A 12,887-nucleotide genomic window follows, 5' to 3' on the forward strand; every position below is an offset into this window, starting at 1 on the left:
CTGAAGCTGCGGGTCAACCATGACAAAAGCGCCGTTGCCCGACCTTGGGCGAGGAAGTTCCTGGGTTACAGCTTCACGTGGCACAAACAGGTACGCCTGAAAATCGCTGACAGCAGTTTGCAGCGGCTCAAGGACAAAGCGCGTGACATCGTCGTCGGGAATGCATCGCGCAACCTCGTGGCCACGATTAACGAACTAAACCCTGTGCTGCGTGGCTGGACATCGTACTTCCGACTGACCGAGGTGAAAGGTGCGCTGCAGGACCTGGACGGATGGATCCGTCGCAAACTGCGCTGTCTGATATGGCGTCAATGGAAATATCCGAGAACGCGTAACCGGAAGCTGCAAGGGCGGGGATTGGATGCAATACGGGCATGGAAATCGGCAAGCAACGGACGTGGCCCATGGTGGAACGCCGGAGCAAGCCACATGAACGCGGCGTATCCCAAGAAGACGTTCGACGCGCTGGGGTTAGTTTCGCTGCTGGACACCCAGCAGCGCTTCCAGCTTGTGAAATGAACCGCCGTATGCGGAACCGCACGTACGGTGGTGTGAGAGGGCGGCTGAGGTAACTCAGCCCCCTACTCGATTGCAGGCGGCGAAAAATGCTGCCGCTACGGGCAGTTAAAAGCGCCTCCAGCGCGGCGGAAAAATGCGTGCTTCATTCAGCGATGCGAAGAGGCTTGTGCCAGGTTTTTTGGAGGCCGCGAACGGCCGTATAGCCGGCCCAAAAAATCGTTTCCGGACACGCTGGCGGCGGCATTTGCCGCGCGATTGTGCGATAGCACGCGTATCGTGCAAAAAAGCGGGCCAAAACGTGTCGTGCCGGTTGCGCATTGACAAGGTTTTCGTGTACTTTATGAGATTGCAAATGCGAGCGTTAGAATGCGGGGTTTTTTAACCAGCGCGGTAGCGAAAAAACCTCGCAAAACAGGGATACAGATTTACACGGATATGCACAAAACCACACCGTTTTCGTCTGCCGCCGTGCCCGAATTTTTTCAGGCATGGCGGTTTTTTATTTGACGCATCGGTGTTGTGGCGAGCGCGATGCGAGGAGCGAAAAAACGCACGGCATCGAAAACGAATGACCGAATTCAGACTTTGCCACCAGCTGCGAGATAAAGCAGGGTGGCACCGACGATGGCTGAAGTGCTGCAAACGTGAGGAGTTGCAGCAGTTCAGCTGGTGCCGAATTCATTAGCGCAAACGACCGTTTGTGCCGATGAATAATTCGCCTGGCCTATCCCTGTGGTGGGTCGGACGGGTTTAAATCTTGTAGCTTAAATTTCTCATCTCAGATGAAGGAGAGACAAATGGCAACAGCCGCTAAGAAATCAGAAGTAAAGAAACCAGCCGCCAAGGCTGCTCCTGCCGCGAAGAAGCCGGCAGCCGCAGCGAAGACGGTTGCCGCTAAACCAGCTGCCAAAGCCGCAGCGAAACCAGCCGCCAAACCAGTCGCCAAAGCCGCAGCCAAGCCTGCAGCAAAAGTGGCTGCCAAGCCAGTAGCGAAAGCCGCAGCAAAACCAGCGGCAAAGGCAGCAGCAAAACCGGCAGCCAAGCCAGCAGCGAAACCTGCAGCCAAGGCAGCAGCCAAGCCAGCAGCGAAAAAAGCCGTAGCCAAACCGGTCGCCAAGCCAGCAGCAAAACCAGCGGCCAAGGCAGCAGCCAAGCCAGCAGTGAAAAAAGCTGCAGCGAAACCTGCAGCCAAGGTAGCCGCCAAGCCAGCAGCGAAAAAAGTCGTTGCCAAGGCAGCAGCCAAGCCAGCGGCCAAAGCAGCAGCCAAGCCAGCAGTGAAAAAAGCCGCAGCGAAACCTGCAGCCAAGGCAGCAGCTAAACCGGCCGCCAAAGCAGCCGCCAAGCCAGCAGCGAAAAAAGTCGTCGCCAAGGCAGCAGCAAAGCCGGCCGCCAAAGCCGCAGCTAAGCCAGCAGCCAAGCCAGCAACTAAGGCTGCAGCGAAGCCAGCAGCCAAGGTAGTAGCGAAGCCGGCAGCCAAGGTGGCAGCGAAGCCGGCAGCGAAAGCAGCAGCCAAGCCAGCGACCAAGGTTGCAGCGAAGCCAGCAGCCAAGGTAGTAGCGAAGCCGGCAGCGAAAGTTGCCGCTAAGCCAGCAGCTAAAGTCGCGGCCAAGCCGGCAGCCAAAGCAGCAGCGAAACCTGCAGCCAAGGTTGCAGCGAAACCTGCGGCCAAGGTAGCAGCGAAGCCAGCAGCAAAAGCTGCAGCAAAGCCAGCAGCAAAAGCTGCAGCCAAGCCAGCGGCCAAGCCGGCAGCGAAACCTGCAGCCAAGCCAGCCGCAGCGCCAGTCGTGGCAGCAGCACCGGCAGCAGCTCCAGCGGCACCAGCCGCCGTGGCCGCCAAGCCAGCAGCCAAGAAGGCCGCGCCTAAAAAGGCCGCTCCGAAGAAGGCAGCTCCTGTCGCCAAGCCATCGGCACCTATCGCACCTGTAGCAAAAACCGTGTTGGCACCGGCTGCAGCCTGGCCATTCCCAACCAGCACCCGCCCATCGTAATTCCTGCGATACGGGTGCCCGGATGAGGCAACACGCCGCTGTGTGACTCAATCACACAGCGGTTTTTTTTTGGAGAATTAGTCGTGCTGATCGTTATCCTTACATTGATCGTTGATACCATCGCTACCTTGCTGGGCGGCGTGTTGCTGCTGCGCTTCTGGATGCAGGCGGTGCGCGTGCGGCCGCCCTCGTCGGTGGCGCAATTCACGTTTCAATTGTCCGACTGGCTGGTGCGCCCCCTGCGCCGCGTGGTGCCGGGCGTGGGCGGGTATGACTGGGCCAGCCTGATCGGCGCCTTCCTGATCGTGCTGCTGGCCAGCTCGGTCCTGTTCATTTCCGGCGCTCCCATCGAGGTGGTGCTGCTCAAGGCGCTGCAACGCTTCCTGCAATGGATACTCTACGGTTTCATGGCCTTGCTGATCATCGAAGCCATCTTCAGCTGGGTCAACCCGCATGCGCCGCTGGCGCCGTTTGTACGGGCCCTGAACGAGCCGCTGCTGCGTCCGATCCGCAAGGTCGTGCCGCTGATCGGCAGCCTGGATTTGTCGCTGCTGGTAGCGCTGATCCTGTTGCAGATCGCGCAAGTGCTGGTGGGGATGATTGTTGTGCTGCGATGACGGTGATGGTGGCGTAGGTCGGGTTAGCGTAGCGTCACCCGACGTCACCCGCCATGCCAATGATGTTGTCGGATTACGCGTGGCTGCGCCCCGCTAATCCGACCTACGACCTACCTATTAATAGCGGTAACCAAATGCCGCTTCGAACTGCTCGGCGATGCTGGCTGGCGTAAACACATGGTTTTGCGCGCCCTGGGTGGCGATCTTGATGGCGCCCAGCAGGCTGGCCAGGCGGCCGCTGGTTTCCCAGCCCAGGTCGTTGGTGATGCCGAACAGCAAGCCGGCACGGTAGGCGTCGCCGCAGCCGGTCGGGTCCAGCACTTCTTTGGCGGTCACGACAGGAATGTCGATGCGCTTGCCGCCCGTATAGATTTCCGAACCTTTTTCGCCACGTGTGACGATCAGCGCTTCCAGGCGGCTGGCGATGTCCGGCAAGGTCAAGCCCGTGCGTTCCATCAACATTTCCATTTCATAATCGTTGGCCGACACATACGTGGCTTTGTTGATGAAGTCGATCAACTGGTCGCCATTGAAACGTGGCAACTGTTGACCTGGGTCGAACATGAAGGGGATGCCCAGCTCGGCCAGGTCGGCGGCGTGCTTGAGCATGCCCTGGTCGCCATCCGGCGAAATGATGGCGATCTTGGCCGGGCCCGCATTGGCGATCGGGTTTTCATGCGCGAACGACATGGCGCCCGGGTGGAAGGCATTGATCTGGTTATTGTCCGCATCGGCCGTGACGAAGCACTGCGCATTGTAGCTATCGGCCTTGATCAGGATGTTGGCGGTGGAAATGCCCAGCTTTTGCAGGCGCTCCAGGTAGGCGGCGCTATCCTGCCCCATGACGCCGACGATGCGCGGGTCGCCACCCAGCATTTTCAGGCTGTAGGCGATGTTGCCCGAGCAGCCGCCGAACTCCGTGCGCATGGTGGGCACGAGGAAGGAGACGTTCACCTTGTGCAGCTGGTCGGCCAGCAGGGATTCGCCGAAGCGGCCAGGGAATTGCATGATGGTGTCGGTGGCAAGCGAGCCGCAGATCAGCGATGTTTTGGTCATGATAGTGTCTGTTAAGGGTAAAAGATGGCGATATGGTAGCCAGACGCCGTGAGCTGGTCTAATGCAAAGTACAGTTTGATGGTTTGTTCCGAGCGCGGCGCAAACCCCTTGCTCACGTCGATGCTGGCCGGCAGATAGTCGCGCGGCGCGATCACGCGGCGCAAGAGGGGCTTGTCGTTGGCGTCGTTAAGGATCAGTTCGATGCTGGGCCAGGCTTGCACGCTGCGGCTCTGGTTGCGCAGCAGCGAGACGTAGGAAAAGGTTTGTTCCTTCAAGGTCTGCAACTCGCCTTGCTCGATGGCCAGCGCCTCGATCTGCGCCGGCAAGTCGACTTGGCAGCCGCTGAGCTTGCACAGTGTGACCAGGGCCGGCTTCCACTGCGGAAATTGTGCCGCCAGCGGATTGCGGAAGGTGGTCATTACTTGTAGGAATAACAAAAGCAGCAGTACTACCGAGCCGGCAGCCATGGCCACGCGCAAAGCCTTGCCGCTCTGTTCGCGGCGCCGGCCCTGGGTGACGAAGGCCGGCTCGTCGTCGGCCGGCGGCAGGACGGGCTCCTCCTGATCGTCGGTTGCATCCGCTGCGATGGGGGCGGCCGGCTGCGGTGTGTCTGGCTGGTCGTCAAACGTGGGTTCCCGGCGCGCGGGGCTGGCTGCGGCAGGCGCAGGCGGCAGGGGCTTGTCCAGGCTGACTTTTTCGGCTGGGGCTGCCGGGGCTGCCACCGTTTCCAGGTTCGGTTCGCGGCGGCTATCGCGCAAATACGTGGCGAAGGCGGGCGCGTCATCGATTTGGCGGCGCTTGAAGGGCGCCATCGGCTGGGGCAACGGTGGTTCGGGCGCCTCTGGTGCAGTTGTTGCAGGCAGTTCGAGCGGTGTGTCGGCCGGTACCTCGGCAGGCAGGCTGACGTCGAGGTCCAGCTCGATGTGTTCGCCATCGTCTGCATCGTCCTTGAGCTGCGCCGTTGCCGGCAAGATGCCGAACGGGTCAAACGAGGTGTCGAAGTCGAGGGAATAAATGGGTTCGTCATCCGTGGCGGACGGCAGGCTGTTGTCGGCCGGATAACTGGTCGGCAGGGGGGCAGCAGTGCTGGAAGGGGATGTTAAAAACGGCGATGCCGCGGCTGGATCGACCAGCGCGGCATTGCCGTCAAAGACTTCCCTGCACGTGCCACAGCGCACGATGCCCCCACGTAACTTCAACTGGTCAGCAGCGACCCGAAATATCGTGTTGCAATGGGGGCATTTGGTGGCGAGGGCCATTGCTGCGCTTATGCACCTTCCGCGCGGGGCGCAGGCGCTTGCGTGCTGCCCAGGCGGCCATGCAGGGCCACCCAGCCGTCTAGCTCGGCCCACACACCCAGTTCGATGAATGGCGCGTAGGCAGCGGCCACTTCTTCCGCCTGGCGTGCCAGCACGCCGGACAGGATCAGTGCGCCACCGTCGGCAACGCGGCTAGAGAGCATCGGCGCCATCAGTTTCAATGGGCTCGACAGGATGTTGGCGACGACGATGTCAAACTTGGCCGTGGCGTGTGCCGACGTGGCAAACGTGTCTGGTAAGAAATATTCGATCTCGCACTGGTTGCGTTCGGCATTCAAGCCAGCCGATTCGATGGCTTGCGGGTCGATATCGACGCCGGCCACCGTTTGCGCACCCAGTTTCTTGGCTACCATGGCCAGGATGCCGGAACCGCAACCGTAGTCGAGCACGGTCTTGCCAGGGGCCGGATTGGCTTCCAGCCACTCCATGCACAAACGCGTGGTCGGATGGCTGCCCGTGCCGAAGGCCAGGCCCGGGTCCAGTTCCAGGATCAGGCCGTCAGGATCCGGTGCCTCGTGCCAGCTGGGCACGACCCAGATATTCTTGCCGATGTGAATCGGTGCGAATTGCGACTGGGTCAGGCGCACCCAGTCCTGCTCTTCCACGGGGCGCATGGTAAACACCGGTACCGTTGCCATGCCGACAGCTTCGGCGGCGGCGGCCACGATGGCGGCCTGGTCGGCGTCGACGTCGGTCAGCGCCACCACGCGGCTGCGTTCCCACGCCGCTTCCTTCGGTTCCATGCCGGGCTCGCCAAACAAGGGCTGCTCGGCATCCGTGCCTTCATCGGCGTCTTCCACCGACACCGACAGGGCACCCGCCTCCATCAAGGCATCGGACATGGCCTCGGCGTTGTCACGGGCGATTTCGATGACGATTTCCGTCCAGCTCATGCGTCCGCCTTGATTTCAGATTTCTTGGCGATGCTGGGGCTGCCGCCATTCAGGTTCTTGCCCAGGTCCGGCATGTCGGCCAGTTTCTGTTCCAGATAGTGAATGTTGGTGCCGCCTTCGATGAAGCGGGCGTCGATCATCAGTTCGCGGTGCAGGGCGATGTTCGTGTTGATGCCTTCGACCACCATTTCGGACAGGGCGATCTGCATGCGGCGGATCGCTTGCTCGCGCGTGGCGCCGTAAGCGATCACTTTGCCGATCATCGAGTCGTAGTGCGGCGGCACGTAGTAGCCGGCGTAGGCGTGCGAGTCGACGCGGATGCCAGGGCCGCCCGGCGCATGCCACGACACGATCTTGCCTGGCGATGGCGTGAACTTGAAGGGATCTTCGGCGTTGATGCGGCACTCGATGGCGTGGCCCGACAGCAAGACGTCGCGCTGGCGGAAACGCAGTTTTTCGCCGGCGGCGATGCGGATCTGCTCTTGCACGATGTCGATGCCGGTGATCATCTCGGTGACAGGATGTTCCACTTGCACACGGGTATTCATTTCAATGAAATAGAATTCGCCATTTTCGTACAGGAATTCAAACGTGCCGGCGCCGCGGTAGCCGATCTTGCGGCAAGCTTCGGCGCAGCGGTCGCCAATTTTCTCGATGAGTTTGCGCGGGATGCCTGGCGCTGGTGCTTCTTCGATCACTTTCTGGTGGCGGCGCTGCATGGAGCAGTCGCGCTCGCCCAGCCAGACGGCGTTCTTGTGTTCGTCGGCGAGGATCTGGATTTCCACGTGGCGCGGATTTTCCAGGTACTTCTCCATATACACTTCAGGGTTGCCGAAAGCCGTACCGGCTTCCGTCTTGGTCATCGCCACGGCGTTGATCAGGGCCGCTTCCGTGTGCACCACGCGCATGCCGCGTCCGCCACCGCCGCCGGCAGCCTTGATGATGACCGGGTAGCCGACCTTGCGGGCAATTTGCACGATCGCTTTCGGATCGTCCGGCAACGCGCCTTCCGAGCCGGGGACGCACGGTACGCCAGCCTTGATCATGGTTTGCTTGGCCGACACTTTGTCGCCCATCAAACGGATCGATTCGGAGCGGGGGCCGATGAAGACGAAGCCCGATTTCTCGACGCGCTCGGCAAAGTCGGCGTTTTCCGACAGGAAGCCATAGCCAGGGTGAATCGCTTGTGCATCCGTCACTTCAGCGGCGCTGATGATGGCGGGCATGTTCAGGTAGCTCAGGGACGACTGGGCCGGGCCGATACAAACGGATTCGTCGGCCAGCTTGACGTATTTCGCGTCCTTGTCGGCTTCGGAGTGGACTACAACCGTTTTAATGCCCATTTCGCGGCAGGCGCGCTGAATACGGAGGGCAATTTCACCACGGTTGGCAATCAGGATTTTTTCAAACATGGTAGGTTCGCGTATGTCTGTGAGAGCCGGCGAGCCGGCGAAACAACAAGTGTGAGGGGCTAAAACTGCAAACGGCCGTTGCCGGCCGTGTGGACTGGGTTTTAGCCGATCACAAACAAGGGTTGACCGAATTCGACCGGTTGGCCGTTTTCGACCAGGATCTGGGTCACGACACCGGCTTTATCGGAGTCGATTTCGTTCAGGAGCTTCATCGCTTCGATGATGCACAGGGTATCACCTTCCTTGACGGTAGCGCCCACTTCAACATAGGCGGCGCTGCCAGGAGCGGAGGAACGGTAGAAGGTACCGACCATCGGCGACTTGACCACATAGCCCGTTGGCTCGGCGACTACGACGGCAGCTGCCGCAGCGGGGGCGGCGGCTGGCGCGGCTGGCTGGTAGTGGGCTTGCATGCCTTGCGGCTGCATCATGACCATCTGGTTTTGCGGCATGGCCGACGATTTGACGATGCGAACCTTGCTTTCGCCTTCGGTAACTTCCAGCTCTGCGATATCCGATTCGGCGACCAGGTCGATCAAGGTCTTGAGTTTTCGTAGATCCATGTAAAACCCCTAGGAATGTAGTTTGTTTTATGAGTGATGCGGTGATGTCCAGAACCTATCGCCGCGCTAAATACGTGCAGATCGCGTAGATTAACGTTTTTTAAGCGCAAAGTCGATGGCAAGCCGATATCCATCGAGTCCCAGGCCGCAGATCGTCCCCTGCGCGATCGCGCTGAGAAATGAGTGATGTCGAAACGTTTCGCGTTGATAAATATTGGAGATATGGACTTCCACAAACGGAATGGCGACCCCGGCCAGCGCATCGCGCAAGGCAACGCTGGTATGGGTCAGGCCGCCCGGATTGATGACGATGGCATCGATCCCTTCCGCTCGCGCGGCATGGATGCGGTCAATCAGCGCGCCTTCATGGTTGCTTTGAAAGCAGACCAGGTCGGCACCGGCCGCCATGGCTTGCGCCATTGCTGCCTGCTCGATATCGGCCAAGGTGCTGGCGCCGTAGACCTCAGGCTCGCGCGTTCCCAGCAAATTCAGGTTGGGACCGTTGAGCAGAAGGAGGTTTTTTGCCATGTATGGAAGACCGTTTTAGCGAAAGTTCCGCATTTTGCCGCCAAAGATACGCATTGGCAAGAGAAAAAAGCACGCTCCGAATTTACAATTTATCCAGATCGGCGCGCAACTGATCAAATTTCAAGCGGCCCAGATAGGTCTTTTTGACTTCGCCATCGGCGCCGATCAGCACCGTAAAGGGCAAACCGCCCGTAGCATTGCCAAAATGACGCGACAGGTCCGTGCCGCTCAGGCCGGATACATACACGGGATAAGCGATCTTGAACTTGCTGGCAAAAGTGGCAATATTGCTGGCCGAATCGATGCCGATGCCGATAACTTGCAGGTTCTTCGCCGCGTAGTGGCCTTGCACTTCGGATAACTCCGGCATTTCTTCCACGCAAGGCGGGCACCACGGCGCCCAGAAATTGACCAGCACATTCTTGCCTTTCCATTGCGACAAGGCTTGCGTGGCGCCCGCCGCGTCTGGCAGGGACAGCGCATACAGTTCATTCACGGGACCCGTCGCGCCGGGCGCGATGGTGGTCGTCAGCGGTCCCGTTTCTTTTGCTTTTTCCTTGCTTAAGCCGACGTAGGCGCCCATGCCGCCAAACATCAGCGCCACGATGGCGCAGGCGATCCAATTCTTTTTTGTCATAACTTTATCTATATCAATGTTAGTCGGCAGCTGGCACGCCACCGGCGAGGCTGGCGGCCAGCAGGCTGCGCAGCCCGCCGATATCGGTGCGCAGCACCTTGCCGTCCGCCTTGGTTTTCAGCGCGCCGCGCATATCGTCGAGTTCGTACATGGCCGCGTGCACGCCTTCGTTTTTCCACAAGAAACTGGCTGTCTCGACCGCATCATAACGCGCTCCCTTGAAATGCGGGCTTTCCGACATGTCGAGCACGACATTTTTATTGAGCAGGAAGATATGGATATCCTTGGCGCTCTCGGCAAACAGCTGCAAATAGATCTCGTCGTGGGGACCGGCCGTGCCATTGAGCACGGGGCCGCTGAGCAGGGGATGAAATTGTTGCAACGCTTCCATCACCTGCAGCGCAATCGTGCGCAGCTGGAACAGGCGCGCCGGCTGGCTGTCGGCCAGGAACAGGGCATTGTATTGCCGCACCTGCTCTTCGATCAGGTCGTTGTCAGGCAGTATATTGGGCCGGTTCGGCGCGTCGCCGAGTACCTGCCGCGCGGCCTTGCGCTTCGCGCTGCCATAGTCGGCGCCATCCTGCGCCACCAGGCGCGCGGCAGCGGCGGCGATTTCCAGGCGCAGCTGCGCGCTATCGTCAAATGCATCGTTCGTCATGAGCGAGATGATACTCCGAAGCGGAAAAAGTCATGGCGTCAGGTAAAATCCTGCACTTGCACTTTTTTATCTCACCGTCTTACTGACTAACCGAGCACCTTTCGCACTGATCACATGCATATTCATATTCTCGGCATTTGCGGTACCTTCATGGGCGGCCTGGCTGTCCTGGCCAAGGAAGCCGGCCATAAAGTCACTGGTTGCGATGCCAACGTATATCCGCCGATGAGCACCCAGCTGGAGTCGCAGGGAATCGAACTGATCCAGGGCTTTGATCCGGAACAAACCAAGTTGAACCCGGATTTGTATGTGATTGGCAATGTGGTCTCGCGCGGCAACCCGCTGGTGGAGGAAATCCTCAACCGCAGCCTGCCGTATGTCTCCGGCCCGCAGTGGATCGGCGAACACATCTTGCGCAATCGGTGGGTGCTGGCCGTGGCCGGCACGCATGGCAAGACGACCACTTCGGCCATGCTGGCCTGGATACTCGAAGACGCGGGCTACGCGCCGGGCTTCCTGATCGGCGGCGTGCCGATGAACTTTGGCATTTCCGCCCGCCTCAGCGGCAAGATCGACGGCAAGAGCGCCGATTCGGACTTCTTCGTCATCGAAGCCGATGAATACGACACGGCCTTCTTCGACAAGCGCAGCAAATTCGTGCATTACCACGCGAAGACGGCCATCATGAATAATCTGGAATATGATCACGCCGACATCTTCCCCGATCTGCACGCGATCGAGACGCAATTCCACCATCTGGTGCGCACCGTGCCCGGTATCGGCCGCCTGGTGTACAACGGCGACGAAGCGTCGCTGCAGCGCGTGCTGGCGCGCGGTTGCTGGAGTGAAAAGGAAGGTTTTGGTCAGGATGCCAACTGGCAACTGCAAGAGCAGGCCGATGGCAGCTTCGACGTGGTTTTCAATGGCCAGCAGGAAGGTCATGTGGCGTGGGCGCTCACGGGCAAGCACAACCGCAGCAATGCGTTGGCGGCCATCGCCGCCGCGCGCCATGTGGGCGTGCCCATTGCCCAGGCCTGCATCGCGCTGGCCACGTTCGAGAGCGTCAAGCGGCGCATGGAAGTGCGCGGCGTGGTCAACGACATTACCGTGTACGACGATTTTGCGCATCACCCGACGGCCATTGCCACCACCGTGGGCGGCCTGCGCCAAAAAATGCGCCACACCGTCGGCAGCAGTGGCCGCATCCTGGCCGTGCTGGAACCGCGTTCGAACACCATGAAGCTGGGCGCCATGAAAGATGCGCTGCCTGGCAGCCTCAAGGATGCCGACCTGGTCTTCGGTTACGGCAGCCATGCTGCGCTGGGCTGGAGCCTGGGTGACGCGCTGGCGCCGCTGGGCAAGATTGCCAGCGCCTACGAAGACATCGATACCTTGGTGGCGGCCGTGGCCGCCAGCGCGCGTCCCGGCGACCAGATCGTGGTCATGAGTAACGGCGGCTTTGGCGGCGTGCACCAGAAATTGCTGGAGGCGCTGGGCCGATGATTCTGTACCTGCATGGATTTCGCTCGTCGCCCCTGTCGATGAAGTCGCGCCTGCTGGCCGCGCAGATGCAGGCGCTGGGCCGCGAGGCAGAGTGGCTGTGCCCGCAATTGCCGGCTTCGCCCAAGCTGGCCATCGCATTGGCCTTGTCATTGGTCAAGGACGTGGCGCCAGCCGACCTGACGATTATCGGCTCTTCGCTGGGCGGCTATTACGCCACCTGGCTGGCCGAGCGACTCGGTTGCCGCGCCGTGCTGCTCAATCCCGCGATTGTTCCCCTGATCGATCTGGAACAGCATGTGGGCGTGACGACCGAGTTCCATTCGGACCAGCCATTCGAGTTCAAGCGCGAGTACATAAACGAACTGGCTACCTTTGCCGTAGAGAAAATTACGCAGCCGCAACGTTATTTCCTGATTGCCGCCACCGGCGATGAAGTACTCGACTACCGCGACATGCTGGCGCATTATCGGGGGGCGCAGCAGTGCGTCATCGACGGCAGCGACCATGGCATCAGCGAATTTGCCGATTACCTGGCGCCCGTGCTGGCCTTTTGCGGCATCGATGCGGACGCGGGCCGGTGAGGTCGGGTTCGCTGCGGCAGGCGCAATGGCATGCGCACGTGAACGCCGTCAATGCGCCGCCGGCCTTGCGCCACTGGCTGACGGGCGGCGGTTCGCTGACGGCAAAGCTGAAAGCGCATAGCCAGGCGTTTCGCGTGCAATGTTTGCATCAGGAAACGGCACGCTGTTTGAGCGACGAGGCGGCCATCATTGGCTTACACCGCGCAGGCCGGGTGTGGGAACGCGAAGTGTTGTTGCGTTGTGATAACAGACCGGCCGTGTTTGGCCATACCGTCGTGCCCATGCAGGCGACGGCCACGGACTGGCCCTTGTTTTCCGCGCTGGGCGAGCGTTCGCTGGGCACGACCCTGTTTGGCGACCGCATGGTACGCCGCGGTACATTGGAATTTGCCCGCTTGCGTGCCGGGCATCCGCTGGTGCAGCGGGCGCAGGCGGCGCTGGCAGGGGAAGGGCGGCGCGCCGATGACAAGTCGCTGTTTTTTGCCCGCCGCTGCCTGTATCAGCGTCACCAGGGATTGCTGCTGGTAACAGAAGTATTTTTGCCGGCGGTGCTGGAGTTGACGTCGATCACTCGCACCGTTGCAACCGACACATTAATAAACAAAGCATAACA

14 protein-coding genes are annotated in these 12,887 nt (G+C 60.4%); 5 read left to right on the forward strand and 9 right to left on the reverse strand.

Features of this window, described 5'->3' with window-relative positions:
• Positions 1-519, forward strand: a 519-nt coding sequence (locus tag ACQ4WS_RS08220; protein WP_436475267.1) for a group II intron maturase-specific domain-containing protein, incomplete at its 5' end; no start/stop codon positions are given.
• Positions 520-1,297: 778 nt separating this feature from the next.
• On the opposite strand, the gene ACQ4WS_RS08225 is transcribed toward ACQ4WS_RS08220, so the two are convergent.
• Positions 1,298-2,284, reverse strand: a complete 987-nt coding sequence (locus ACQ4WS_RS08225; protein ID WP_436475268.1) for a hypothetical protein — start codon at positions 2,282-2,284, stop codon at positions 1,298-1,300.
• Positions 2,285-2,590: 306 nt separating this feature from the next.
• Here ACQ4WS_RS08225 and ACQ4WS_RS08230 point away from each other — a divergent pair, with 306 nt between their 5' ends.
• Positions 2,591-3,124 (forward strand): YggT family protein, encoded by a 534-nt coding sequence (locus tag ACQ4WS_RS08230; protein ID WP_436475269.1) that lies wholly within the window; start codon positions 2,591-2,593, stop codon positions 3,122-3,124.
• Positions 3,125-3,241: 117 nt separating this feature from the next.
• Here the strand turns inward: ACQ4WS_RS08230 and ACQ4WS_RS08235 are convergent, their stop codons facing one another.
• From ACQ4WS_RS08235 to ACQ4WS_RS08270, 8 genes are all read right to left on the reverse strand, one after another.
• A complete protein-coding gene (locus ACQ4WS_RS08235; protein ID WP_436475270.1) occupies positions 3,242-4,180 on the reverse strand; it encodes a carbohydrate kinase family protein in 939 nt (312 codons plus the stop codon).
• An 11-nt stretch (positions 4,181-4,191) separates the two neighbouring features.
• Positions 4,192-5,439 carry a DUF3426 domain-containing protein gene (locus ACQ4WS_RS08240; protein ID WP_436475271.1) on the reverse strand — a complete coding sequence of 416 codons (1,248 nt, stop codon included), beginning with the start codon at positions 5,437-5,439 and terminating at the stop codon, positions 4,192-4,194.
• A gap of 8 nt (positions 5,440-5,447) precedes the next feature.
• Positions 5,448-6,392: a 50S ribosomal protein L11 methyltransferase gene (gene prmA / locus ACQ4WS_RS08245; RefSeq protein WP_436475273.1), complete on the reverse strand. Its 945-nt coding sequence runs from the start codon at positions 6,390-6,392 to the stop codon at positions 5,448-5,450.
• Entirely contained in the window at positions 6,389-7,804 is a 1,416-nt protein-coding gene (accC, locus tag ACQ4WS_RS08250) for an acetyl-CoA carboxylase biotin carboxylase subunit (RefSeq protein WP_436475275.1), read from the reverse strand. Before accC ends, prmA begins: the two co-directional genes overlap by 4 nt.
• Before the next feature lie 101 nt (positions 7,805-7,905).
• Complete coding sequence (accB, locus tag ACQ4WS_RS08255) at positions 7,906-8,367, reverse strand: acetyl-CoA carboxylase biotin carboxyl carrier protein (protein ID WP_436475277.1); 462 nt, start codon at positions 8,365-8,367, stop codon at positions 7,906-7,908.
• Between the two features lie 90 nt (positions 8,368-8,457).
• Positions 8,458-8,895, reverse strand: a complete 438-nt coding sequence (gene aroQ / locus ACQ4WS_RS08260; protein WP_436475278.1) for a type II 3-dehydroquinate dehydratase — start codon at positions 8,893-8,895, stop codon at positions 8,458-8,460.
• Positions 8,896-8,977: 82 nt separating this feature from the next.
• Positions 8,978-9,532, reverse strand: coding sequence for a TlpA family protein disulfide reductase (locus ACQ4WS_RS08265; protein WP_436475279.1), 555 nt, complete (start codon positions 9,530-9,532; stop codon positions 8,978-8,980).
• 19 nt (positions 9,533-9,551) lie between these two features.
• Entirely contained in the window at positions 9,552-10,190 is a 639-nt protein-coding gene (locus ACQ4WS_RS08270) for a hypothetical protein (RefSeq protein ID WP_436475281.1), read from the reverse strand.
• Between the two features lie 114 nt (positions 10,191-10,304).
• Between ACQ4WS_RS08270 and mpl the strand changes: the two genes are divergently transcribed.
• From mpl to ACQ4WS_RS08285, 3 genes are read left to right on the forward strand one after another with little or no spacing between them, the layout of a single operon-like run.
• Positions 10,305-11,693 carry a UDP-N-acetylmuramate:L-alanyl-gamma-D-glutamyl-meso-diaminopimelate ligase gene (mpl, locus tag ACQ4WS_RS08275; protein ID WP_436475282.1) on the forward strand — a complete coding sequence of 463 codons (1,389 nt, stop codon included), beginning with the start codon at positions 10,305-10,307 and terminating at the stop codon, positions 11,691-11,693.
• The gene (locus tag ACQ4WS_RS08280) at positions 11,690-12,274 is read left to right on the forward strand and encodes a YqiA/YcfP family alpha/beta fold hydrolase (protein ID WP_436475284.1); all 585 of its coding nucleotides are present in this window, start codon (positions 11,690-11,692) and stop codon (positions 12,272-12,274) included. Before mpl ends, ACQ4WS_RS08280 begins: the two co-directional genes overlap by 4 nt.
• The gene (locus tag ACQ4WS_RS08285) at positions 12,271-12,885 is read left to right on the forward strand and encodes a chorismate--pyruvate lyase family protein (RefSeq protein ID WP_436475286.1); all 615 of its coding nucleotides are present in this window, start codon (positions 12,271-12,273) and stop codon (positions 12,883-12,885) included. Before ACQ4WS_RS08280 ends, ACQ4WS_RS08285 begins: the two co-directional genes overlap by 4 nt.
• Positions 12,886-12,887: the final 2 nt, after the last annotated feature.

It is taken from the genome of Janthinobacterium leeuwenhoeki, from assembly GCF_051380795.1.
GTDB lineage: Bacteria > Pseudomonadota > Gammaproteobacteria > Burkholderiales > Burkholderiaceae_D > Janthinobacterium.